This is a genomic window from Pedobacter jaeyakensis (assembly GCF_054461315.1).
Genome location: NZ_CM136921.1, coordinates 389,749 through 413,429, shown reverse-complemented (window position 1 = coordinate 413,429; position 23,681 = coordinate 389,749). Strand labels below are relative to the sequence as shown.

Genomic DNA, 23,681 nt, shown 5'->3' with positions numbered 1-23,681 from the left:
TTGAAACAGTTCTTTCGTAAATATTATATAGAATTGTTTGTAGGCAAGAGGTTTTTTGCCGGCATGTTGCTTTGCGCCATGCTCTTTCTAACCTCCTTTTTCCTGCCATGGCTGGGCGATTTGCCTTACCTATGCTTTTTTGTAATGGCTTCCCTCACTATAGTTGATTTTGTAATGCTCTATCGCGGAAAGCGGCATGTCTTCTTGAGCAGAGATTTGCCAGAACGGCTCAGTAATGGCGATCAAAATGAACTGAATATTTATATAGAGAATTTTTATCCTTTCTCTATCCATGCAGGTATCATAGACGAAATACCTTTTCAATTTCAAAAGAGGGACCTCTGGTTCCAGGTTTATTTGAAACCGGCTACACATAAAGACATTCGCTATATCCTCAGGCCTACCAAACGTGGAGCGTACCTTTTCGGAAAAGTTAGGCTTTATGTGCAATCACCCCTTCAAATTTTAACCCGAAGGTTTGATTTCTGTAAGGAAACCTCGGTAGCTGTCTATCCTTCTTTCTTGCAACTCCGGAAATACGAGCTCATGGCCATCTCCAACAGGTTGTCGGAAATGGGGATAAAAAAGATCAGGCGTATTGGTCATAGTATGGAGTTTGATCAGGTAAAGAATTATGTGCCTGGAAACGATTACAGGACAGTAAATTGGAAGGCTACAGCCAGAAAAGGCGACCTGATGGTCAATTCTTACACCGATGAGCGGGCGCAGCATGTGTATTGTATTATTGATAAATCGCGCGCCATGAAAATGCCTTTTGATGGATTGAGCCTCTTGGATTATGCCATCAATGCCAGCATGGTACTCTCCAATGTGGCATTGCTTAAAGAAGATAAAGCAGGCTTAATTACTATCGCGGAAAAGATAGGAAGTATAGTGCCGGCCGAACGCAGACCTGCGCATCTGGGAAAGATCATGTCTGTTCTTTATAAAGAAAAGACCAGGTACCTCGAGACCAATATGGAAGCGCTTTATAGCGCTGTTCGCAATATCATGAAACAGCGCAGCCTCATCATATTCTTTACTAATTTTGAAAGCATGTCTGCTTTAACAAGGCAGCTGCCATTCCTCAAGCGGATCTCCAGACACCATCTATTATTGATTGTTTTTTTTGAAAATACAGAATTAAGGTCCATTAGTGAAACACCGGCCGGTGACGTAGAAGGAATTTATGTTAAAACTGTCGCAGAGAAATTTGCCTATGAAAAAAAATTAATGGTACTGGAACTTGCTAAGCATGGCATACTGAGTATTCTCACCCCACCAGAAAAGCTAACCGTTAATGTGGTTAACCGTTACCTTGCCATAAAAGCCCAGCAGAAAATCTAGCATTCTGGTAAACTGATCGGTATATTGGTGGCCAGTCCCCCGTCAGATGTTTCCTTATATTTCGAGTTCATATCTAACGCAGTCTCCCACATGGTGTTCACCACAGCGTCCAGGCTAACTTTAGCTTTATCAGGATTGCTCTGCAAAGCCAGCTGACTTGCCGTAATGGCCTTGATGGCGCCCATGGTATTCCTTTCAATACAGGGGATTTGCACCAGCCCGCCAATTGGGTCGCATGTTAAACCCAGGTGATGCTCCATGGCTATTTCTGCTGCCATTAAAACTTGTCGCTGTGAACCCCCCAGGCACTCTGTAAGCGCCGCTGCGGCCATGGCGGAAGATACACCGATCTCTGCCTGGCAACCACCCATTGCGGCAGATATGGTAGCGCCCTTCTTAAAAATACTTCCCACTTCAGACGCACAGGAAATAAATTGAATAATCTTCTCTTCCTTAAAGCCATCACAAAAGGTAATGTAGTACTGAAGTACAGCAGGAATTACACCCGCGGCGCCATTGGTAGGTGCAGTTACTACCCTTCCAAAGGAGGCATTCTCTTCATTTACAGCAAGCGCATAACAGCTTACCCAATCTAAAATATAGTTAAAACCGTTGCCTCCAGCCCTTATGGCCGTAACCCAACTCGCATAGTCATGATAGGTCCGGTCTCCAATCAACCTTTTGTTTAACGCAGAGGCTCTTCTGCCCACGTTCAATCCACCAGGTAAGAAACCTCCAGTATGGCAGCCCCTGTAAATACAGTCTTTCATCACTTCAAAATGCTGCATAATACCCGCTCGGGTGGCTGACTCGGTCCGCCAGGCCAACTCATTCTCCAATACAACTTCGGAAACTTTTAAGCCTGTGCTCAAACACCAGTGCAATAAATCGCTTGCTTTTTCAACTGGGAATGGAAGATCAACCTGTTCTTTCTCGAGCCCGGTATCTCCTTCTTTAACCACAAAGCCACCGCCGATGGAATAGTAGGTTTCAGAAAAGGCCTTTCCGGTTTCCAGGAAAGCCTGGAAGGTTACTGCGTTGGGGTGGAAGGGCAGGCTTTCAAAAAATAGAAAAGCAAGATCATCTTCATAGTTAAAGGAAATCAACTTGCTGCCGGACAGGTTAAGCAACTGATCATTTTTAATCGCATCAACGGTACTATCAATTGCATTGACATCAAAAGTTACCGGATCCGCTCCCGTGAGGCCGAGCAATATGGCTACATCAGTTCCATGCCCTTTACCTGTCTTTGCCAGAGAGCCATAAAGCAGGATTTTAACTTGCACCACTTCGTTGAGCAAGTCTTTGTTTACCAATGATGCTGTAAACTGCTGAGCTGCTCTCCATGGACCTAAAGTGTGTGAACTTGATGGCCCTATACCAATCTTAAAAATGTCAAATACTGAGATTTGTTCCCGCTGCATATACAAAGCTAGTTAAAAATAAAAAAACCCGCTGATAAGGCGGGTTTTTTATAAGTGATTAAGCAAATGACTACATCATTCCGCCCATGCCACCGCCACCCATTGGAGGCATACCTGCACCAGCAGGAGCATCTTCTGGATCGTCAGCTAAAACCACTTCCGTAGTCAATAGCATAGCTGCGATAGAAGCTGCATTTTCTAATGCAACACGACCAACTTTAGTTGGATCGATAACACCAGCAGCAATTAAGTTTTCATATACATCAGTACGTGCATTATAACCGAAATCAGCAGTACCTTCTTTTACTTTTTGAACTACGATAGAACCTTCAATACCTGCATTTTGGCAGATTTGACGTAAAGGCTCTTCAATCGCACGGCGAATGATCTGAATACCAGTAGTTTCATCATCATTAGTGCCTTTCATGCCATCTAAAGCTTCGATTGCACGGATGAAAGCAACACCACCACCAGCTACAATACCTTCTTCAACAGCCGCACGGGTTGCATGTAAAGCATCATCAACACGGTCTTTCTTTTCTTTCATTTCCACTTCAGAAGCAGCACCAACATAAAGAACAGCAACACCGCCAGCTAATTTAGCCAAACGCTCTTGTAGTTTTTCTTTATCGTAATCAGATGTAGTGGTCTCAATTTGAGCTTTAATCTGGTTAACACGAGCTTTGATGTCTTCAGACTGACCAGCACCATTGATGATTGTTGTATTGTCTTTATCAACAACAACTTTCTCAGCAGTACCTAAATAGGTAAGGTCAGCATTCTCTAATTTAAATCCTCTCTCCTCAGAAATAACAGTACCACCAGTTAAGATAGCGATGTCTTCCAACATTGCTTTTCTTCTGTCACCAAAACCTGGAGCTTTAACAGCAACAACTTTCAGTGAACCACGGATCTTGTTTACTACCAATGTAGCCAAAGCTTCACCGTCAAGATCTTCTGCAATGATCAACAATGGCTTGCCAGTTTGAACTTGTTTTTCCAACACTGGAAGCAATTCTTTCATGTTGCTGATCTTTTTATCATAGATCAAAATGTAAGGGCTTTCTAATTCCGCTTCCATTTTATCAGCATTGGTAACAAAGTATGGAGATAAGTATCCACGGTCAAACTGCATACCTTCTACTGTTTTTACTTCAGTTTCAGTACCTTTTGCTTCTTCAACAGTGATAACACCATCTTTACCAACTTTACCCATTGCTTCAGCGATCAATGCGCCAATAACTTCGTCATTGTTTGCAGAGATAGAGGCCACCTGTTTGATTTTGTTGTTGTCTTCACCAACAGTCTGAGACTGTGCTTTCAGGTTTTCAACAATAGCAGTAACTGCTTTATCAATACCACGTTTTAAGTCCATTGGATTTGCACCAGCGGCAACGTTCTTAATACCGGCAGTAACAATTGCCTGCGCTAAAACAGTAGCAGTAGTAGTTCCGTCACCTGCAATATCTGCAGTTTTAGAAGCCACTTCTTTAACCATTTGGGCACCCATATTTTCAATTGGGTCTTTCAACTCAATTTCTTTTGCAACAGTAACACCATCTTTAGTGATTGCTGGTGAACCGAATTTTTTGTCGATAATTACATTACGTCCTTTTGGACCTAAGGTTACTTTAACTGCATTAGCCAAAATATCAACACCTCTTTTCAGGGCGTCACGGGCTTCTACGTTATACTTTACTTGTTTTGCCATTTTATTTTTTTGATTCTAGTTTTTAATGATGAGATGACCACAAAATTGCGGTCATATTCCAAAAAATTATACTGGATTAAAGAGTTCCTAAGATGTCAGAATCTCTCATAATTAAATATTCTTTGCCTTCAATGGTAATTTCTGTACCGCCATATTTGCTATAAAGAACCTGATCGCCAACTTTTACGCTAAGTGGAATCACATTTCCTGTTTGATCAGCAAATTTACCAGGTCCAACAGCAACTACTACTCCTTGTTGAGGTTTCTCTTTTGCGGTATCCGGGATGTATAGACCAGATGCTGTTCTTTCTTCTGCAGCAGCAGCTTCAACAACTACTCTGTCTGCATTAGGTTTAAAGTTTAAAGCCATAACTTGTTATTATTTTTATTTTAGTTTATATGTAAAAGTAAATTAATTACGCAGCTAACTTATATCAGTTTTTATGCCAATGCACTTTGGCTTGCCAAATTTACACCGCATTGTCAGCTATTGGATTTGGAGTACCAGGTTTTGTGTCAGAGTGGCAGAAACGAAAAAGCCCGGAAGTCTTAAACAACCGGGCTCATCAATTCGTTTAGGCTTCGCCTTATTTTTTCGTCGTGTCCTTGCTTACTGGAGGTGTATTAGCAGGAGCTGCCTGTCCGCCGCTTAACATAGAAGGGGCAGGAGTTTTATCCAGTTGTTCCTGTATTTTAGATCCGGTACCTGAAGCAGAACCGCCAGATTTTGCCATCGTAGTAATCGATAAAGTAATCACCACAATCAGTGCCAATAATACCCAGGTTCCTTTTTCAAGAACATCTCCGGTACGTTGTACGCCAAACATGTTGCTGCCGGCACCACCAGTAGCTAAACCGCCACCTTTAGGGTTTTGTACCAAAACAAATAATGCTAAGGCGATGCAAATAATGATGAGTAGAATAATTAAAAACAGCATAGTAAGTTTATATAATATTAAATTTTCTTTTCTATAGATTTAACAAGGTCGGCAAAGTAACGGCTTTTTTCTGGAAACTTCAAACTTAATTTTTGATAAGTCTCTATGGCCTTGTCATAAAGCATTTGTTCTATATAGATTTTGGCAAGTGTTTCTGTAACCATGTCATTCTGGTCCTCAGCACTCTTCCTGGCCTTATTCTCGTTGTTAATTTCATCGGCTTTCAATACCCTGATCTGGTGATCTCCTTTGATAAACTTCTCAATGATCTCACTGCCCTTATGCGGTACTTTAGCGTGTGGTGGTGCAGCTACCAATTCCTCTGCGTTAAATGGTGTCTGGATATGAAATATGTGCTCTACATACTGTTGTTGCAACTCACTCGGCTTGCTGCCAGGCTGTGGATTCTTCTGCGCTCCTTGTTTGGTCTCTCTTGGAGAAGCGTAAGGCTGAAATATCTGCTGGTATTCTTTCCTGGTTTTAGCAAGCCACCACAAAAAGGTGTATGGCAATTTATCATCATCATACTTGCTCACCACATGCTCATCGTTCCCGACAATACCATCTTCTAAAGAATCGGCCTCGTAAGATTCCTGATCCTCAATTTCAGGAACAGACTCTACCTTGAAATTGTCCTGAAAAGCAAAGAAATCGGTAGATACAATATTTTCCAGTACCAGGTCATGCTCCAGTCTGGCGTCTTCGTTAACCACCGCTGCCGGTTCTTCGGCAATATTTTCTGCTACAGCATTATGATCTTCCTTCTGACCAGGATCCTCAACTGGAGGAATCACCTCGGCAGAGAATGCTTCACTGTAAAATTCACTGATTTCTTCAAACACTTCATCTTCTGCAGGTTCTTCCACAGGAGTTGGTATATTTTGATAATTGTGAACATCAACTTCAGCGATCTCCTCAAAAACCTCATGCTCTTCAGCTACGGTCTCTTCTTGCTCATAGGCCTGGGGAGCAGATTCCTCTTCAGGGGAAACTTCATCAATGCCGTCTTCGTCAATCGCCATTGGTTCGGCATCAGCGACTGCAGGTTCATATATAAAATGAGTGTCCAGCAAGTCTTCCGGCTCATGAATTAAATTGTGCAGCAAAGCGCCATTGGTGTACAATGCCGCAGTGGCCAGCGTGTTGTTTTCTTCTGCACTACCCAGTGTAGCTTTAGCTAATAATAACCTAAGCGGCTGGAAATAGGGATAACGTTTAATATAGCTTTCTAACAACGCAAGATCTGTTAAACCAATCCTTTCAGGGCTGGCTAAGAATTCATTGATCTGGCTTATTTCTACGCTGTTTACCATTGTGCAAATGCCCGGTTAAAGATATCTTCTACTAATTGTGCCGTTACATCTTTGATCAGGGCTTGCTCCTGAGTTTGCAAACTACCTGCCAATTTGAAATCCTTAAAGCGTTCAAAGGACTCCTCATAGCTTTGTTTAGGATTAAGGTTGTTTACATATTTAACATTTACCCTGATGGTCAGCCTGTTGGCCCCTGCCACAGCTTGCCTGTTGTTGTTATCCTGCAAAGCCACCGGCCTGATGTCGTAACCCGAAATATTCCCGGAGAATGTCGCATCCGCATCATTAGGTGTAATACTTAAACGCGTTTGGTTCCTGATCCTGGTTTTCAGCTCTTCTGTGAACTGCGAACTTAAAGACGCCACAACCAATGGTGCGTTGTTTTCAAAAACAGTTACGTTGATCGTTTTCATATCAGGAGGGATAGATTCGCCTTTCAAGCTGATCTTACATCCGCTAATAACAAGAAATACTAAAACGATATACAGATTCTTCATCACTAGTTCAGGTTAAGTTCTTTAATTTTTCTATAGAGCGTACGTTCAGATATGCCTAGTTCCTGTGCAGCAAACTTACGTTTTCCTTTATGTTTTTTTAAAGCCTTTTTAATCAAATCTGATTCCTTATCGATCAGTGATAAAGATTCTTCTACCTCTTCCGCTTCATGAGTATAGTTGTAATCAACCGGAGCACCCTGTGCAGGCTTCTTAATCGTAAGCTGCGTAGGCTGTTCGTGATTCATGGTTTGGTCCACTTCCTGGTAAAGCTGGTTGATGTAATGCGTGTTGTCGGCCATGATGTGCGAAGTATTCCCGCCATTCTGAATGATCTCTGCCACCAATTTCTTTAGCTCCATCATGTCCTTCTTCATGTCGAACAGCACTTTATATAAAATATCACGTTCCGTATAGTCTTCCTTATTGCTCCCGTTAATGGCCATTGGAAGGTTGCTGCCGCTTTCATTTGGAATATAATTCAGCAGTGCGGCACCGGTAACGTTGCGGTCTTTTTCTAACACGCAGATTTGCTCGGCAATGTTTTTTAGTTGCCTAACATTACCCGGCCAGCTGTAATTGCTTAAGATCTGTATGGCATCTGGCTCCAATTGTATGCCCGGACTACGATATTTATCGCTAAAATCTGCCGAGAATTTTCTAAACAACAAGTAAATATCTTCTTTACGCTCATGCAGTGCCGGAATCCTCAGAGGCACGGTGTTTAACCTGTAATACAAATCCTCACGGAACTTACCAGATTTCACACGGTCGTATACATCCACATTCGTTGCCGCAATAATCCTTACATCTGTCTTTTGCACTTTAGAAGAGCCTACCCTCAGGTATTCTCCGCTTTCCAAAATCCGCAGTAAACGTGCCTGTGTACCCAGCGGTAGCTCTGCCACCTCATCCAGAAATATGGTGCCACCATTGGCTACCTCAAAATAACCTTTTCGGGCTTCATGCGCACCGGTAAAAGATCCTTTCTCGTGACCAAATAGTTCTGAGTCAATTGTTCCTTCCGGGATAGCACCACAATTTACCGCGATAAAAGCACCATGCTTGCGCGCGCTCATTTGGTGTATGATGTGTGAGAAAACCTCCTTACCACTACCACTCTCGCCGGTAATCAATACAGACATGTCTGTCGGCGATACCTGTCTGGCTATATCTATTGCCCGGTTTAACAGCGGAGAGCCTCCAATTATCCCAAAGCGATTCTTTATGTCTTGAATATCCATTTACTATAATGTTTGTTATGGTTTATAGTATTTAGTATTTAGTTATTAGTATTTAGATAACTGCATATCATCGATCTGTCTAAATACTAATAGCTAAATACTAACTACTAACATCTAACTACTAACATCTAACTACTAACATCTAAATACTAACTACTCATTACCTGTTCAACTACCGTTCCCAGTAAAGTAGCTGAGGTACACCTGTCAATATAAACGTCAACGTATTCACCTGCCTTAACACCTTCCGTTAGCGGGAAAACCACCATTGCATTTTGGTCGTTCCTGCCGCACAAATCCTGATCAGATTTTTTGGAAGTTCCTTCTACCAGGATCCTCATTGTTTTTCCTACAAATTGCTGTAGCCTGTATAAAGAGGTTTGTTGTTGTTTTAATAAAATTTCTGCAAGCCTGCGCTTTTTAACCTCCTCCGGTATATCATCTGCCAGCTTACGCGCGGCCAATGTGCCCGGCCGTTCAGAGTAACTAAATGTAAACGCAAAATCGTAGCCCACATAATCCATCATGCTCAATGTTTCCTGGTGTTCTTCCTCGGTTTCTGTACAGAAACCTGCGATGATATCAGAAGAAATTGCACATCCCGGAATGATGCGCCTAATGGCATCCACCCTGTTGATGTACCACTCTCTGGTATAGGTGCGGTTCATTAATTCCAGTACGCGTGTGCTGCCCGACTGAACAGGCAAGTGGATATAATTGCAGATGTTATCATGCTTGGCAATGGTATACAGCACTTCATCGGTAATGTCTTTTGGGTGGGAGGTAGAGAACCTAACCCTTAAATCCGGATTGATCAAAGCAACCTTTTCCAGCAGCTGGGCAAAGTTAACTTCAGTTTCTGCAGCGTCTTTACCTTTCCATTTATAGGAGTCTACATTCTGACCCAATAAAGTAACTTCTTTATATCCACGCTCAAAAAGATCATTGGCTTCCGCTAAAATAGAATACGGATCTCGGCTGCGCTCCCTGCCTCTGGTAAAAGGAACCACGCAGAACGAACACATGTTATCGCAACCCCTCATGATGGAAATGAAAGCAGTTATGCCATTGCCATTTAAACGTACCGGGCTAATGTCAGCATAGGTTTCCTCACGAGAAAGCAAGACGTTTATCGCTTTTTGTCCGCTTTCTACCTCGTCCAATAACTGTGGCAATTCTCTATAGGCATCCGGACCAACCACTACATCTACCAACTTTTCTTCTTCTAAGAATTTTGATTTTAGTCGCTCGGCCATGCAGCCTAAAACGCCTACGATTAATTTCGGATTGCGGCGTTTTTCTACACCAAATTGCGAGAGTCGGTTTCTTACCCTTTGCTCCGCATTTTCTCGAATAGAGCAGGTATTGATGAAAACCACATCAGCTTCTTTATAATCGCCCGTAGTTTCAAAGCCCTGATCCAGCAAGATAGAAGCAACGATTTCACTGTCTGCGAAATTCATTTGGCAACCGTAACTTTCAATATACAATTTGCGTCCGTTACGTACTAATGGTGCATCAACCACCAAAGCCTCACCCTGGCGTTCTTCATCATGTTTCTTGTCGGCTAATTGTAAGTCAATCATATTTTGTATTCCTGTATGTGGGGTTCAAAAATACAAAAATATATTTATAAATGACAAATTGGCAGTAGTCGGGAGATTGTAAATTTTTAGGGTTTAATTTTTAAGTGTCTTCTACTAACATAGGTTTACAGTTTTTGAGATAAATTATTTCAAAAATGAATGAACATATTCTAAATTTACTAATACAAAGACAGTACAGTGAAGATGTCAAAGACGAGGCAATATTACGAGTTTTGTTCAATGAAGAAAGCGCCATTGATGTTGCTGAAGCCATGGAGATCCAAAGCGTACAAACATTGGGTAAATGCCTATCGCAGAAAAATACAGGAGGGATTAAATGGCAGAAAGGGTCAATGGAATCTTGAAAGTTGACTTTAAGCTTAATCGTTTGTTCAAATCTCATGCTGAAGCTCTCTTAGCGACCAAGAGTGCAATAGCCAACTATAATTTATTAAGGCCTCATATGAGCTGCGATTATCTTACTCCACAAACTACTCACTTACTTGATCAACCTATGTGGATGCATTGGAAAAAGAAGCAAGCTCGTCAATCGGTAGGCACTTAAATCACTTTAAATTATGTCGAAAAATAAATGTCCACCTGTCAACCTTAGGCCGTATAATTTTTCGGCCTAATCGAAGATTTTTTATATTTGTAAACCCATATCAGGGTTAAAATTGTTAAGTTTTTACCAACCTCAAAAACTGTAAACCATTTCCAGTATCGGACACCTTCGATATGGCACTAAGAAAAATCTGTCTTTTCTGGCTGTTTGCTCTGTCTTTGCTCTGTGTTGGCTCTGTGTAAACACAGAGAACACACCCTTTAAAGGCCGATTATTGTCCGAAAACAGTGTTCTTGATATGCCAGGCGTATGCAAGACATCCAATTTTTTGCCTTTTTAGCCCTAATGCCCGTTGCAAAATTAAAATCTGACCTAATTGGCCCAATCTCGGGAAAGTAGACCATTAGTAGATAATTCTGGAATGGCATATGAACCAGCTTTATGAGTAGTTAGTAATTATTTAAATTTTTTCTCAGAACTGTATAGGACTTTCTGAATATCCCATTGTCTTGTATACAGAATTAGGGATATTAAATGTTCAACGCATTGTTTTCAAAAAATAAAAATAATAAGTACGGATGGTTTGGCAACTACTCAAGCTGGGAAAAAGCCAGTGCGGTTGCCGGCGGGTACGATTCTTCTGTTATTTTAGAAAAAACAAAAGCGGCGCTGTTAAAAGTAAAAAGCGGAGAAGCGGTTTACGAACGTGATTCCGTAATCTTCGATAAAAAACAATGTCCATATGCTTTGCTTGCCTTCTTGCAGCTTAGTGCAACCTTAAAGAAAAAAGCACTTCACGTATTAGACTTTGGGGGATCACTAGGAAGCACCTATTACCAAATTAAAGAATTTCTAACCAAGGAAATCTGCGCCAGCTGGAGTGTCGTAGAGCAAGGACATTATGTGGTTTGCGGAAACGAAAATTTTGCCGACGGTACATTGAAATTTTACCATACCATCGAAGCCTGCAAGGCCGAAAGGAAAGTTGATTTTGTATTGTTATCTAGTGTAGTGCAGTACTTGGAAAAACCTCACCAGTTCCTAAAACAGTTATTATCCTACAATTTTGATTTCCTGTTGTTTGACAGGACAGCTTTTAACAACAAGCCAGACGACCGGCTAACATTGCAGGTAGTCCCGCCTGAGATATACCCTGCATCTTATCCTTCCTGGTTTTTTAACCAGGAGTTCTTTTTGAGCCATTTTGAAAAACTTTATAAACTAGTTGCTGAGTTTCCTTCCTATGTGGATGGAGAAGAGGTCATGTACATTGACAGTAAGCCATCTGGCCGCGACAAAGGTTTTTACTTAATTAATTTATCTCTGCATGCTTAAATTTTGTACGCTATTTAACACTACCTATTTGTCGCGCGGATTAGCCATGTACCGCTCGCTTGAAAAGCAATGCAGTGATTTTCACTTGTATATTGTCGCGTTTGATGGCCATTGCTACGACCTGCTAAGCAGGTTAGGATTGGAGAGCGCAACAATAATCAGCTTAAGAGAATTTGAAAATGAAAGGCTTCTTGAAGTAAAAAGAGACAGAACAGCAGGAGAGTATTGCTGGACCTGCGCTTCATCAAGCATAAAATATTGTTTAGAAAAGTACAATTTGGACCACTGCACTTATGTAGATGCAGATCTATTATTTTTCAAAGATCCATCTGTATTAATAGATGAGATGGGCGATAAATCAGTCTTGATTACAGAGCACAGGTATACGCCTTGCTACGATCAAGCCAAGAACAGCGGACTTTATTGCGTACAATTCATGACATTTAAGAATACCTGGGGGGGTATGGAAGTGCTGAACTGGTGGGTGGACGCCTGTTTAAACTGGTGTTTTAATAGGGTTGAAGACGGTAAATTTGGAGATCAAAAATACCTCGACGACTGGACTACCAGATTTAGTACTATCCAAGTGCTGCAACATCTGGGGGGTGGCGTTGCCCCCTGGAATGTTCAGCAATATGCTTTCAGAACAAAAGGTAATCAGGTAACTGGAACAGAAACTGCATCAGGGAAAAAGTTTGATCTGGTCTTTTACCATTATCATGATTTCCATTACACGTCAAATGATACTTACAGTCTGTCAAGCCAATCCTATCAGCTGTCCAGAAACCCTGTTAAGCACATTTACAGACCGTACAGCATAGCGCTTTCAGAAGCAGAGAAAGTAATCAATGCTTACAACAAAGAAATTGTCTCACACGAGGTAACCAATGACATTCAATGGGTACAAAAAGTTCCCGGGCGGTCATTGTTGTTTTTCCTTCGTGGGTATTATAAGAACATTTACAAGAAAAATGCACTGAACTATGGCTTCCTTAGTTAACCTAAAAACATTTACAGACAATAGAGGAAACCTGACCGTAATTGAGAAGGTGGTGCCTTTCGACATCAAGCGGATTTTTTATATCTATGGTGTAGACGATTCTGAACGTGGCGGCCATAGACATTATGAAACCAGGCAGGCGGCTATTTGCATTCGTGGTAACTGTACCATTTACAATGACAATGGCATTGAAGAAAGTTCGGTTATTTTGGACAGTCCGGATAAATGTTTGATCATTGAACCAGAGGACTGGCATACCATGCACAGTTTTAGCGATGATGCCATACTGATGGTTTTGGCATCTGAGTATTTTGAAGCTGCAGATTACATCCATACCCCATATCAGATTAAGTGTGCGATATGATAGAGTACGAGAACCTTTTTTTACTAAATGAGCCATTCATGGAAAGTTATCGGGAAAGTTTTTCTGATAGCCTGAATAAGGGGTGGTTTATTCTTGGAAATAAGGTAAGTACTTTTGAAACTGAATTTGCTGCATATTGCGGCAGTAAGTATGGTGCCGGTGTGGCTTCTGGATTGGATGCTTTGGTGCTTGCACTGAAGTACTTTGATTTCCCTGAAGGATCAGAGGTGATTGTTCCTTCCAATACTTATATCGCTACTATTTTAGCTATTTATAACAACGGTCTGGTGCCAGTTATGGTTGAGCCTGACCTAGCTACCTATAATATTGATCCTTCAAAAATAGAAGAAAAGATTACTTCTCGTACCAGAGCAATCATGGTGGTGCATTTGTATGGTAAATCCTGCGATATGCATCCTGTGATGAACCTGGCATTAAAGTATGACCTGAGGGTTGTTGAAGATTGTGCCCAATCTCATGGCGCGACGTATAAAGGCAAAAAGACCGGAACTTTTGGCGAGTTTGGTGCTTTTAGTTTCTATCCGACTAAAAACCTGGGTGCCTTAGGTGATGGTGGCGCACTTCTGTCTAATGACTTTGATGCAATCACCAAGATCAAGGCATTGCGTAACTACGGCTGTCACGAAAAATACTACAATAATTACATCGGGATGAATTCCCGTTTGGACGAGATACAAGCTGGGTTTCTATCTATTAAATTGATGCATCTGGATGCTATCAATACCCATAAAAAGAAATTGGCTAAGCTTTATCAGGAAGGATTGAAAGAAGATTTTATACTTCCCGTAGTGCATTCTGATTTTGACGATGTTTATCATATTTATGCCATCAGACATCCTAAAAGAGATGAGTTAAGGACTTATTTGCTGGCTAACAACATACGTACAGAGATACATTACCCAGTACCACCACATCAACAGAACGCATTAAAGACCAGGTTAAAAGGAGCCTTCCCAATCTCAGAACTAATCCATCAAACCACGTTGAGTCTTCCGGTATCTTACTACCATACCGAAGCACAGGTAACTCAGGTTATTGAAAGGATGAACGCTTTTTAATGGGCTGTTTATAATCTATTAGAAATTAGTATTTTAGTGCCAGGATAAAATACTAAAATGAAGGGTAGTAGAAATAAGGGATTTGTGTGGCCGATTGTGGCATGTGTGCTGTTCTTTTTAGGCGGGTGTGAGAAAGAGTTGCCTGTTGAGGCAGCTAAAGTTAAGCCCCCTGTTAGAACATATGTGGTAACGGCCAGGGCAGATAAAAAAGGAACAAACAGCAATTCTGAAGGCACTGCAGTATTGAAAGGTTTGTATGATGAGGAAACAAAGCAGTTGAGTTATACTGTAGAGTATACCAAAATTGTTCCTCAGCTAATGACGATAAGAAGTGGGCCTAAAGGAAGTGCAGGCACATTTATTAGAGAGATATATAGTACAGAAGACGGCAAGCCGGCTATTATAAAAGGATCTTTTTTATTGACTCCGCTCCAGGAACGGAATATGTTAAAAGGATTGTGGTTTATAACAGTGAGCACAACAGCGATGTCGCCTGAAATATCAGGGGTTTTCACTCTTAAACAACAATAAGCGGAGACCATGGCTGATCAGGAATTGTTGTATAACCAGGAAGATCCGGGACTGTTGGAAGCTCTTGCAAGGGGCGATAAAAAATGGTTTGAGGCTTTCTATAAAAAATATTACAAACAGCTGTTTACTGTGGCTTACAGGTATGTAAACCGTGCAGAAACAGCAGAAGAAATTGTACATGACGTGTTTATTAACATTTGGAATAAGGCAGCTCAATTGAATATCCAGGTATCTATGAAAAGTTACTTATTTCGTTCTGTGGTCAACTCGTCCTTAAATTACATTAAGAAAGAGAAGGCAGATGCCGAAAAGCAATCGGCCTATCTGGTTGTTCACCATCCGGATCAAACCGATGAAGTTGATGAACATGCCGATTCTGAAGAGGAATTGTTAAAGGGTTTGGAAGAAGCCCTGGCTTTATTGCCGGAAAAGTGTAAGCAGGTGATGTACCTGAGCCGCTTTGGTAAATTAAAACAACAGGAAATTGCCGATCAAATGGATATTTCTGTTAAAACAGTTAAAAACCACCTGACCTATGGCTTTAAAAAGCTGAGAGAGCATTTGGAAAAACACAAACAACTAACAGCCCTATTGCTGTTGGCTTTAAATTTTATAACGCGTTAATCTCTATAATATGAATGAGTTTCATAAGAACGAAGAACTAATTTACGAACTGATCATTGATGATCTGGACGATACCATTTCTGAGGAGGATAAACTAGTCCTCAATGAATGGAGGGCGGCAGATGCTGAGAATGAAAAAACGTATCAGGAGTTTTTAAATGTACAATTTAGCATAGATAAGCTTTCCAGTGCACATGTGGATGCTGATGCATCATGGGATGCTTTAAGCAACAAATTAGCTGGTGGTGTTGAGGTTAAGGAAGCTGTTGTCAGGAAATTCGATTTTAGAATGATCACTAAAATTGCTGCAGTAGTATTGGTAATGCTGTCAGTTGGACTTTATTTTTTCAGCCAAAGTAAGTATGAAACAGTAAGCATTCCAGAAAATGCATCGGTAGCGAGGATTGTTCTTCCTGATGAAACCATATTGAACTTAAACGCTGGAACTGAAATCAGGTATAATAAAGACAGTTTTAAAGCTGACAGGAAACTGGAAATTTTAAAAGGAGAGGCTTTTATCCAGGTTGTTAAACATGAAGGTGCACAGTTTAAAGTTGTAGCGGGAAATATTGAAGCACAGGATATAGGTACCAGCTTTAATGTTTTTAAGCATAATGATGACGTGTCAGTTACTGTTGAAGAGGGCATCGTTGCCTTTAAAGAAAAGGGTGCGGACCGTCAATTGGTGCTTACGGCAGGTAAGATGGGTTCTTACAATGCAAGTGCCAAGGCGCTCCTGATGACAAATAATGCTAATCCTAATTTTAAAGCCTGGATCAATAAAAGGTTTACTTTTGAAGAGATGCCTTTAAGTGTTGTAGCCACTCAGCTTGAAAAAGTGTATCAAGTGCCAGTTGTGGTTAAAGGTAGTACGTTAAATAATAGAAAATTTTCAGTTGCCAATCTTCATTATCAAACAATTGATAGTGCATTAGCGGTTATTTCTGCATCTTTGCAGTTCAAGGTAACCAAAGATAGAGGCACTTATGTTTTATCGGATAATTAAACACTTATGTTTTTTTATTGCACTCTCTTTAGCAACACATGGAACGGACCTTTTTGCACAGACAAAAAATCCGCTTAACATACCTATAAGCATAACTCTTGGCCCGGATTCCCTGATCCGAACACTCTACAGGCTGGAACAGCGCACAGGTATTAACTTTGCTTTTGATCCCGACCAGCTACGCAATAAGCGGTCGGCCGGCTTTCATTTCGTTCAAACGCCACTAGATGCGGCACTCAAAAGAATACTTTTTGGTACTAATTTAGGTTTTTCCCTTATTGGGAAGGATATTGTTATAGCGCCCGGAAAGGCGCAGGTGTGGACTATCAACGGCAGGGTAAGGGATTTGGCAAATGGTGAGGAAGTAATTGGTGCCACATTACAGATACCTGAATTGCAAGTGGGGGTTGTTACCAATCAGTATGGGTTTTATTCCATCTCTGTTCCGGAAGGGAATTATAATTTGACCGTATCGCATTCGGGTTATCAGCTGGAAGAAATTCCATTGCATCTTGATCATGATCTGCAGCAGGAGGTTGAATTGGTGCCGCTAACTCATAAACTGGAAGAGGTAGTAATCAGTAAGTCTAATGTTACGCCGAACCCAATCTTGATGAATGAACAAAATTTTACCATCAAGCAGTTGAATGGAGCACCCTATTATTTGGGTGAGACCGATGTGATGAAGCGTTTGCAGATGCAGAATGGTATAAAATCTACTACGGAAGGAAGTTCTGGCTTGTTTGTGCGTGGCGGAAATGCCGACCAGAACCTGATCTTACTGGATGAAGCGATCATCTACAATCCCTCTCATTTGTATGGCCTGGTGTCTGTATTCAACTCGGATGCCGTGAACAACATCCAGGTTTACCGGGATTACATGCCTGCAAACTACGGGGGCAGGTTGTCATCGGTAATTGTGAACAGGATGACGGAAGGAAATAGTAAAGAATATCACGCGAGCGGAGGAGTAAACCTGATGTCGGCCAGACTGGCTGTGGAGGGGCCACTGGTTAAGGACAAGGGTTCCTTTATTGTGGCTTACCGTCGTAGCTTACTGGATGTTTTCCAAAATAAATTTAAGCTGTTCAATCCCCGTTCTGTTTATTATGATGTGAATGCCAAGGCCAATTATAAAGTAGATAAAGACAATAGTTTGTTTTATTCTGTTTATTATGGAAAGGATCATTTGCTATCGGATAATTCTTATGCTAATAAATGGGGTAACATCACTTCTACCTTGAGATGGAACCACTTATTTAACTCCAGGGTGTTCCTGAATGTATCTGCAATATATAGCGATTACAACAACTTGTTAGATTTGAATGCCGATACCCTATCCCAAAAAAGTCAGTGGAGTACTGCGGTAAAGGATATGACCCTAAAGGCTGATTATACCTATTACAGAACACCGACAAATCAAATTAAATTCGGGGCTTCAGGTACGTACCACCGTTTTATGCCGGGGGAGTCTTATAAATTACAGGAACTGGAATTCAATATTGCCCGGGATAAATCTGCAGAGGTTGCCTTATACTACACCCAGCAAATTAACTTAAACAAATGGTTTGAGTTGAATTATGGACTTAGGATTGGCGGCTTTTACAATGTACAGGAAAACAGGAATGCTTACGATGAATCGGGTAACCTGATTGAAAGAAATGAGACTTCTACATTTGTAAATCCAGAGCCAAGGCTAAATTTAAGTTATCTACCTTCAGACCATCAACGCATTTTTCTAAGTTATAATCTGAACTATCAGTATTTGCAGTTGATACAGAACAGTACGCTTGCTTTTTCTTCTTTAGAACCCTGGGTGCCTGCCTCCAGAAAAATTAAGCCGCAGCGGTCAAACCACCTATCGTTGGGTTATCGCTTTGCGCCAGATAAATATGCTTTTTCCTTAAGTGCTTATGCGAAAAGACTGGACAATCAGCCAGAGTTGCTGGGGCATGCGCAGATCATTAGAAATCCCAATGTTAGAAGCCAGATCAGATCAGGCCGGTCTAATGCCTACGGAATTGAACTTGAACTAAACAAGTCGATGGGCAAGTTTATTGGTTCTTTGGCTTATAATTATGCAAGAGTTTTTCGGAAGATTCCGGATATCAATTATGGGAACAGATTTGTTGCCAACTATGATATTCCCAATGAACTGAAACTGAATGCGGAATACTTTTTTACTGAGCAATTTTCATTTCAAACCTTCTTTACTTATTCGACAGGCAGGCCCCTGACGCTACCCGTTGGTTATTATGAGCATGATGGATTAAATGTTCCTATATTTGAAGCTAGGAATACCAATCGGTTTCCAGATTTCAGTAGATTAGATATATCTGCAAAATACAAGCTTTTAACTAAACTCTCAAAAAAAAGATTTTTGGACCATACCGTCTCTATTGGAATATACAACGTATATAATCAGAAGAATCCACTATATTACCATTTGAATTCATCGGCTTTTGAACCTAAAAAAACTACAATAGAATATGGTTTTGGCTTATATCCCTGGGTTGCGTACAGCTTTAAACTTTAACATGAAAAGGTATTTTCTTCTTACTTGTATTTGTAGTCTACAGCTTTTAATGGGTGGCTGTAAGAAGAATGGTCTCGAAGATAATCTTTTTCAAAAACCGACAAGTACATACGAAATAGCTGTTGAAGGTGGTTATAATACGTGGTATATTACTCAGTCTATCCGGTTAACAAAGCCCGCTTCACATCCCGATTCTGTGCCAACCCCAATTAGTAAAGCTTCGGTGGTAGTGAATGACGGAACCGCAGATATTATTTATAGAGAAGGAAGTATTCCTGGGTTATATACGGGCTTTCGTTTTAGAGATCCAAATTATAATGGCGCCTATAAGCTTACTATTAAGTACGGAGGTAAAACCTACACGGCTGTAGATACCTTGCGGCAGGTTGTCAATGTTGTTGACGATTTCCTTCCGATATCTACACGCTTAATGGCTGATAAAAAGTATGAAGTGACTATACCTAAACACACCTTTGGTTATTTGAACCCTAATAAATGGCATATTACTTTTTCAGAAAAGCTAATTCTGCCCGGTGATCCTCAACCTTGGCAACCATCTAAGTTTAATGAAAACAATGGGTATAGTTATACCCATTTTCTGGGCTCCCCCAATTCATTATACCCATTATATAACCTGAACAGAACGCTGTCTGTTGGGCCTGGCAATTACATTTATATCTATAAAATTTCTCTATCTGAAAGATATGCACAGTACCTCTATTCCGTTTTTATGGAAACAGATTGGAATGGCTTGTTTTCAGGAGTGCCAGTAAATATTCAAGGGAACATTTCAGGAAATGCGCAAGGGTATTTTTCTGCTGTTGATGTTGATCGTGGCTTTTATCAAGGGAAGGAGCTTTAATTGTTTTTATGGCCTTGATATTGTATAGGACTTTCCTATACACATCTTATGGATCAGCCAAAAAGGAATAAGTATCAAGTAATTAAATGGATAGGTGGCATTGTTGGTGCTTTATTGATTATACTTGGAATAGCATCAATTTACCTGAGTTATAAATGGAAACCTTTGCTTACCGAGAAATTAAAGAAGGGTGTACATGATGGCTCAAAGGGCTTATATAGCTTGAATTTTGACGATATACACCTCAATCTCTTTAGTGGCACTGCTGTTCTTGACAGTGTTTCATTAATGCCTGATACCGCTGTTTTCAATAAACTTAGAACAGCAAAGCTGGCTTCACCAAACCTTTATCAGGTCAAACTAGCCCATTTGAAGATCAGTCGTGTCAGTATCCTCAAAGCCTACTTCAAAAAGATTGTGGAATTGAATGCAATCATTCTGGATCAGCCATCAATAAATATTGTACACTATAATATACCCAAACAACCAGATACGGTTAAAGAAGAAAAAAGTCTATACCAACTCATTTCCGGAACCCTGAAGTCTATTCATGTAAAGGCGATTAAAATTGTTGATGCCGATCTGGATTATATCAATGGGGCAACTTCAAAGCCACTCAACAGTATTAAGCATTTGAGTATAAATGTAAATGATTTGCTGATAGATTCTTTGTCGGCGACTGATACCACACGCTTTTACTATACAAAGGATATTGGTTTTATGCTTACCGGGTATCGATCATTAGGTAAGGATAAAATGTACACCATTAAGGTTGACACCATTAGCGGCTCTGCTGTCGGTAAAAATATCAAGGTTGTTGGTGTACAGATGATCCCTATGTATCCTGATCTGGAGTTTAGCAGAAAGTACAAGTATGGGAAGGATCGTTATGATTTAAAATTTGATCACATCAATTTTACCGGGGTTGATTTTAAACGATTAAATACTGAGGGTAGTTTACACGCAGGTGCAATAGCTATTGGGGACGCTAAAGTAAATATTTTTGTAAATAGGGAATTGCCCGCTGTGCCTGGTTTGGACAAGGCAAAGAACTTTCCGCATATTGCTCTGAAACGGCTACCCATTCCAGCTATTGTGGATACGTTAAAATTGCGCGGACTGGATGTAGCTTACACAGAATACAATCCAATCAGTCAGAAAAGAGGAACCATCTATTTTAAGAATTTTGGTGGAAATATCTATAATGTAACGAACGACTCACTACAGTTAACCAAAAACAATCATGCAGTTGCAACCTTGCATGCATTGGTAATGAAAACCAGTAGGATAGACATTAAAATAGATTTTAACCTAACGGCCAAAGATGCGGCTTTTACTTATAGCGGTAAGGTTGGGCCGATGGACATGATGATACTCAATCCAGTTGCGAAGAATATGGGATTGGTAGAGATTGCCAGTGGGCAGATGCAAAAAACAGAATTCGATGTTAAAGCCAATCAGTATGGCTCTACTTCTACTGTTGGATTTTATTATACCAACTTAAAAATTAAACTGCTTAAGGAAGGCGAGAATGGCGAAAAGCCGAAGGAAAAAGGCTTATTGTCGTTTATTGCCAATAGCTTTTTGATTAAGGATGATAACCCCAAGAAAGGCGATGCACCCAGGATAGCGCATGTTTCTTTTAAACGAACACCTGCAGCTTCGTTCTTTAACTTGCTTTGGAAAAGTGTATTTATTGGTATGCGCGAGAATGTTGGCCTGGGTATAGTTCCCGTTAAAACTCCGGAGCAGGCGATGCAAAAAGTTAAAGATAAAAAAGAGGACCGAAAAGCCGCTCGTGAAAAACGCCGAGCGGAACGTAAAAAGGCACGAGAGCAAGAAAAGGAAAAGAAAACAAACTAGACCTCAAACTAGCATTTAAGCAATTTAAAGCTGTATATTGTAGTACTTGGTTTGCCTATGCAGGAAGAGATCCGAAAGAAATACAGTGCGTTGAGATGGGTGCTGGGGATACTATCCCTTATTTTGATATTCGTGTTTTTTATGTCCATCTATTTTAGCAACAAATTGCGTCCTGTTGTTCAAAATGAATTGAAAAGTTTAGTGATCAATGCCACCGACAGCCTGTATAATATTGAATTTTCTGATCTGACCTTAAACCTGCTTACGCAAGGGGCAACACTAAAAGACGTGAGGTTAATTCCTGACACCAATATCTTCAAAAAGTTGATTGCCCTAAAGAAAGCACCTAATAATATTTACTCCATTGAGTTAAAGCAGTTGGCCATCTCTAATTTTCATCCAAAGCAACTGTTTAAATACCGGAAATTAAATATCGAACGATTGCTATTTGAGAATCCTGATGTGATTATGGTAAATCAGCAGTTCGATTTCAATGAAAACAGCCCTTCATATCTGCAGAAATCGCCTTACGATTACATTTCTAAATACCTGTCAGAATTGAAAATTGATGCTATTGAATTTAAAAACATCAGATTTAAATACATTCACAACAGTCCCCATAAGCAAGAGGTTGACTCCATAGACAAACTCAATATAACCTTAAAAAACTGGGTGATAGATAAGGAATCAGATAAAGACCCCACCAGGTTATATGCTTTGCAGGATATCATCATCAATCTTAACGATTATAAATATGCAACGCCCGACAGCCTCTATCACATCAGCTTAAATCGTTTAAACTTTAGCTCCTCCACAGGAAAGCTAAACATCAATAGTTTTAGCGTTGTACCCCGGTATGATGAAATGAGCTTTGCTAAAGTAGCTGGTGTTTCTAAAGAGCGTTACCATATTGAGATGAGTAATATTGATCTGGAAGGTATTGATTTTCCTTTATATATTAGGAAACAGGAGCTATATGCAACGCAGATGAACATCAGCAACGGTACAGTGGATGTATTTAACAACAATTCTCTACCTGCAAAAATTAAAATCAAGAATGGAAAGTATCCCCATCAGTTGCTCCAGCAAGTGCGGGCTCCATTAACAGTAAAGCGGCTTAGCTTGAACAATGTAAACATCAGTTACTCCGAATATGATCGCGATAGCAAACAAAAGGGAAGAATTACGTTTGAAAGAACCTCGGGTAGCATCACTAACATTAGTAATGTAGAAAGAGTCAAGAAGAAGAATCCTTATTTGTTTGCCGATATGACTACATATATGATGGGGAAAGGAAAGCTGGATGTTAACTTCAGGTTTGATTTGCTGGAAAGCAATGGACAGTTTTCCTACAACGGAACTTTAGGTGTTATGGATGGCAGGGCGCTGAATAATGTAACGATGCCGCTTGGAATGGTGCAGATCAAAAGAGGTAAAGTTAAGCAACTCGACTTCGACGTTAAGGCCAATGATCAGACCGCGAAAGGCACCGTCAAGTTTGCTTATAATGACCTTTCTGTTGCACTGATGAAGCGGGAAGAGAAGGAAAACAAACTGGTTAGGCAGGGATGGATTTCCTTGCTGGCAAATGCAATGGTGATCAATTCAGATAATCCAGGGCGGGATGGGGTATTGATAGATGCACCAGTATATTATAAACGGCCCGCCACAGCCTCTTTCTTTAGTTTTATCTGGCGAACACTCTTCTCTGGTATTAAATACAGTGTTGGCGTAACCCCGCAAAAGGAGCAAAAGATATTGGCTCAAGTCCATCGTTTCGAGCAGATCAAAATAGACAGGGAAAAGCGTAGGGTTATTCGTGCAAAAAGACGAGCGAGAGCGGCCGAAGATCGTTAGCG

22 protein-coding genes are annotated in these 23,681 nt (G+C 40.6%); 14 read left to right on the top strand and 8 right to left on the bottom strand.

Going from position 1 to position 23,681, the window contains the following annotated elements:
* The gene (locus ACXZ1K_RS01965; RefSeq protein WP_458971702.1) at nucleotides 1–1,347 is read left to right on the top strand and encodes a DUF58 domain-containing protein; all 1,347 of its coding nucleotides are present in this window, start codon (nucleotides 1–3) and stop codon (nucleotides 1,345–1,347) included.
* On the opposite strand, the gene ACXZ1K_RS01960 is transcribed toward ACXZ1K_RS01965, so the two are convergent.
* The 8 genes from ACXZ1K_RS01960 to miaB form a co-directional block, all read right to left on the bottom strand.
* Entirely contained in the window at nucleotides 1,344–2,771 is a 1,428-nt protein-coding gene (locus tag ACXZ1K_RS01960; protein WP_458971701.1) for an L-serine ammonia-lyase, read from the bottom strand. The genes ACXZ1K_RS01965 and ACXZ1K_RS01960 overlap by 4 nt on opposite strands.
* 70 nt (nucleotides 2,772–2,841) lie before the next feature.
* Complete coding sequence (groL, locus tag ACXZ1K_RS01955; RefSeq protein ID WP_458971700.1) at nucleotides 2,842–4,482, bottom strand: chaperonin GroEL; 1,641 nt, start codon at nucleotides 4,480–4,482, stop codon at nucleotides 2,842–2,844.
* Nucleotides 4,483–4,558: 76 nt separating this feature from the next.
* Nucleotides 4,559–4,852, bottom strand: coding sequence for a co-chaperone GroES (locus ACXZ1K_RS01950; RefSeq protein WP_458971699.1), 294 nt, complete (start codon nucleotides 4,850–4,852; stop codon nucleotides 4,559–4,561).
* Nucleotides 4,853–5,069: 217 nt separating this feature from the next.
* Nucleotides 5,070–5,420, bottom strand: a complete 351-nt coding sequence (secG, locus tag ACXZ1K_RS01945) for a preprotein translocase subunit SecG (protein ID WP_458971698.1) — start codon at nucleotides 5,418–5,420, stop codon at nucleotides 5,070–5,072.
* Nucleotides 5,421–5,437: 17 nt separating this feature from the next.
* On the bottom strand, nucleotides 5,438–6,733 hold the full coding sequence (locus tag ACXZ1K_RS01940) for a hypothetical protein (RefSeq protein ID WP_458971697.1): 1,296 nt from the start codon (nucleotides 6,731–6,733) through the stop codon (nucleotides 5,438–5,440).
* Complete coding sequence (lptE, locus tag ACXZ1K_RS01935; protein ID WP_458971696.1) at nucleotides 6,727–7,230, bottom strand: LPS assembly lipoprotein LptE; 504 nt, start codon at nucleotides 7,228–7,230, stop codon at nucleotides 6,727–6,729. Before lptE ends, ACXZ1K_RS01940 begins: the two co-directional genes overlap by 7 nt.
* 2 nt (nucleotides 7,231–7,232) lie before the next feature.
* On the bottom strand, nucleotides 7,233–8,471 hold the full coding sequence (locus tag ACXZ1K_RS01930) for a sigma-54 interaction domain-containing protein (RefSeq protein ID WP_458971695.1): 1,239 nt from the start codon (nucleotides 8,469–8,471) through the stop codon (nucleotides 7,233–7,235).
* Nucleotides 8,472–8,620: 149 nt separating this feature from the next.
* Nucleotides 8,621–10,057 carry a tRNA (N6-isopentenyl adenosine(37)-C2)-methylthiotransferase MiaB gene (miaB, locus tag ACXZ1K_RS01925; protein ID WP_458971694.1) on the bottom strand — a complete coding sequence of 479 codons (1,437 nt, stop codon included), beginning with the start codon at nucleotides 10,055–10,057 and terminating at the stop codon, nucleotides 8,621–8,623.
* Between the two features lie 240 nt (nucleotides 10,058–10,297).
* Here miaB and ACXZ1K_RS01920 point away from each other — a divergent pair, with 240 nt between their 5' ends.
* The 13 genes from ACXZ1K_RS01920 to ACXZ1K_RS01860 all read left to right on the top strand — a co-directional run bounded on the left by ACXZ1K_RS01920 (nucleotide 10,298) and on the right by ACXZ1K_RS01860 (nucleotide 23,679).
* Nucleotides 10,298–10,429: a hypothetical protein gene (locus ACXZ1K_RS01920; RefSeq protein ID WP_458973266.1), complete on the top strand. Its 132-nt coding sequence runs from the start codon at nucleotides 10,298–10,300 to the stop codon at nucleotides 10,427–10,429.
* A complete protein-coding gene (locus tag ACXZ1K_RS01915) occupies nucleotides 10,395–10,622 on the top strand; it encodes an integrase core domain-containing protein (protein WP_458971693.1) in 228 nt (75 codons plus the stop codon). Before ACXZ1K_RS01920 ends, ACXZ1K_RS01915 begins: the two co-directional genes overlap by 35 nt.
* Nucleotides 10,623–11,156: 534 nt before the next feature.
* The gene (locus ACXZ1K_RS01910) at nucleotides 11,157–11,957 is read left to right on the top strand and encodes a TIGR04325 family methyltransferase (RefSeq protein ID WP_458971692.1); all 801 of its coding nucleotides are present in this window, start codon (nucleotides 11,157–11,159) and stop codon (nucleotides 11,955–11,957) included.
* Nucleotides 11,950–12,957 carry a glycosyl transferase gene (locus ACXZ1K_RS01905; RefSeq protein ID WP_458971691.1) on the top strand — a complete coding sequence of 336 codons (1,008 nt, stop codon included), beginning with the start codon at nucleotides 11,950–11,952 and terminating at the stop codon, nucleotides 12,955–12,957. The genes ACXZ1K_RS01910 and ACXZ1K_RS01905 overlap by 8 nt, the downstream gene beginning before the upstream one ends.
* Nucleotides 12,941–13,321, top strand: a complete 381-nt coding sequence (locus ACXZ1K_RS01900) for a sugar 3,4-ketoisomerase (protein WP_458971690.1) — start codon at nucleotides 12,941–12,943, stop codon at nucleotides 13,319–13,321. Before ACXZ1K_RS01905 ends, ACXZ1K_RS01900 begins: the two co-directional genes overlap by 17 nt.
* A complete protein-coding gene (locus ACXZ1K_RS01895) occupies nucleotides 13,318–14,400 on the top strand; it encodes a DegT/DnrJ/EryC1/StrS family aminotransferase (protein WP_458971689.1) in 1,083 nt (360 codons plus the stop codon). Before ACXZ1K_RS01900 ends, ACXZ1K_RS01895 begins: the two co-directional genes overlap by 4 nt.
* Before the next feature lie 57 nt (nucleotides 14,401–14,457).
* The gene (locus ACXZ1K_RS01890; RefSeq protein WP_458971688.1) at nucleotides 14,458–14,931 is read left to right on the top strand and encodes a CHRD domain-containing protein; all 474 of its coding nucleotides are present in this window, start codon (nucleotides 14,458–14,460) and stop codon (nucleotides 14,929–14,931) included.
* 9 nt (nucleotides 14,932–14,940) lie between these two features.
* Nucleotides 14,941–15,555: an RNA polymerase sigma factor gene (locus tag ACXZ1K_RS01885; RefSeq protein WP_458971687.1), complete on the top strand. Its 615-nt coding sequence runs from the start codon at nucleotides 14,941–14,943 to the stop codon at nucleotides 15,553–15,555.
* Nucleotides 15,556–15,565: 10 nt separating this feature from the next.
* Nucleotides 15,566–16,561: a FecR family protein gene (locus tag ACXZ1K_RS01880; protein ID WP_458971686.1), complete on the top strand. Its 996-nt coding sequence runs from the start codon at nucleotides 15,566–15,568 to the stop codon at nucleotides 16,559–16,561.
* On the top strand, nucleotides 16,542–19,097 hold the full coding sequence (locus ACXZ1K_RS01875) for a TonB-dependent receptor domain-containing protein (protein ID WP_458971685.1): 2,556 nt from the start codon (nucleotides 16,542–16,544) through the stop codon (nucleotides 19,095–19,097). Before ACXZ1K_RS01880 ends, ACXZ1K_RS01875 begins: the two co-directional genes overlap by 20 nt.
* A 1-nt stretch (nucleotide 19,098) precedes the next feature.
* On the top strand, nucleotides 19,099–19,959 hold the full coding sequence (locus ACXZ1K_RS01870; RefSeq protein ID WP_458971684.1) for a DUF4249 domain-containing protein: 861 nt from the start codon (nucleotides 19,099–19,101) through the stop codon (nucleotides 19,957–19,959).
* A 48-nt stretch (nucleotides 19,960–20,007) separates the two neighbouring features.
* Nucleotides 20,008–21,822 carry an AsmA family protein gene (locus ACXZ1K_RS01865; protein WP_458971683.1) on the top strand — a complete coding sequence of 605 codons (1,815 nt, stop codon included), beginning with the start codon at nucleotides 20,008–20,010 and terminating at the stop codon, nucleotides 21,820–21,822.
* Between the two features lie 57 nt (nucleotides 21,823–21,879).
* Entirely contained in the window at nucleotides 21,880–23,679 is a 1,800-nt protein-coding gene (locus tag ACXZ1K_RS01860; RefSeq protein WP_458971682.1) for a hypothetical protein, read from the top strand.
* The last annotated feature ends 2 nt before the right edge of the window (nucleotides 23,680–23,681 follow it).

Bases quoted from the DNA above. Each gene is read 5' to 3' on its own strand.
- ACXZ1K_RS01875 (WP_458971685.1), top strand. From the start codon at position 16,542: ATGTTTTATCGGATAATTAAACACTTATGTTTTTTTATTGCACTCTCT.
- ACXZ1K_RS01905 (WP_458971691.1), top strand. From the start codon at position 11,950: ATGCTTAAATTTTGTACGCTATTTAACACTACCTATTTGTCGCGCGGA.
- ACXZ1K_RS01870 (WP_458971684.1), top strand. From the start codon at position 19,099: ATGAAAAGGTATTTTCTTCTTACTTGTATTTGTAGTCTACAGCTTTTA.
- miaB (WP_458971694.1), bottom strand. From the start codon at position 10,057: ATGATTGACTTACAATTAGCCGACAAGAAACATGATGAAGAACGCCAG.
- ACXZ1K_RS01885 (WP_458971687.1), top strand. From the start codon at position 14,941: ATGGCTGATCAGGAATTGTTGTATAACCAGGAAGATCCGGGACTGTTG.
- groL (WP_458971700.1), bottom strand. From the start codon at position 4,482: ATGGCAAAACAAGTAAAGTATAACGTAGAAGCCCGTGACGCCCTGAAA.
- ACXZ1K_RS01880 (WP_458971686.1), top strand. From the start codon at position 15,566: ATGAATGAGTTTCATAAGAACGAAGAACTAATTTACGAACTGATCATT.
- ACXZ1K_RS01930 (WP_458971695.1), bottom strand. From the start codon at position 8,471: ATGGATATTCAAGACATAAAGAATCGCTTTGGGATAATTGGAGGCTCT.
- ACXZ1K_RS01860 (WP_458971682.1), top strand. From the start codon at position 21,880: ATGCAGGAAGAGATCCGAAAGAAATACAGTGCGTTGAGATGGGTGCTG.
- ACXZ1K_RS01900 (WP_458971690.1), top strand. From the start codon at position 12,941: ATGGCTTCCTTAGTTAACCTAAAAACATTTACAGACAATAGAGGAAAC.
- lptE (WP_458971696.1), bottom strand. From the start codon at position 7,230: ATGAAGAATCTGTATATCGTTTTAGTATTTCTTGTTATTAGCGGATGT.
- ACXZ1K_RS01895 (WP_458971689.1), top strand. From the start codon at position 13,318: ATGATAGAGTACGAGAACCTTTTTTTACTAAATGAGCCATTCATGGAA.
- ACXZ1K_RS01920 (WP_458973266.1), top strand. From the start codon at position 10,298: ATGAAGAAAGCGCCATTGATGTTGCTGAAGCCATGGAGATCCAAAGCG.
- ACXZ1K_RS01960 (WP_458971701.1), bottom strand. From the start codon at position 2,771: ATGCAGCGGGAACAAATCTCAGTATTTGACATTTTTAAGATTGGTATA.
- ACXZ1K_RS01890 (WP_458971688.1), top strand. From the start codon at position 14,458: ATGAAGGGTAGTAGAAATAAGGGATTTGTGTGGCCGATTGTGGCATGT.
- ACXZ1K_RS01910 (WP_458971692.1), top strand. From the start codon at position 11,157: ATGTTCAACGCATTGTTTTCAAAAAATAAAAATAATAAGTACGGATGG.
- ACXZ1K_RS01940 (WP_458971697.1), bottom strand. From the start codon at position 6,733: ATGGTAAACAGCGTAGAAATAAGCCAGATCAATGAATTCTTAGCCAGC.
- ACXZ1K_RS01865 (WP_458971683.1), top strand. From the start codon at position 20,008: ATGGATCAGCCAAAAAGGAATAAGTATCAAGTAATTAAATGGATAGGT.
- ACXZ1K_RS01950 (WP_458971699.1), bottom strand. From the start codon at position 4,852: ATGGCTTTAAACTTTAAACCTAATGCAGACAGAGTAGTTGTTGAAGCT.
- ACXZ1K_RS01915 (WP_458971693.1), top strand. From the start codon at position 10,395: ATGGCAGAAAGGGTCAATGGAATCTTGAAAGTTGACTTTAAGCTTAAT.
- secG (WP_458971698.1), bottom strand. From the start codon at position 5,420: ATGCTGTTTTTAATTATTCTACTCATCATTATTTGCATCGCCTTAGCA.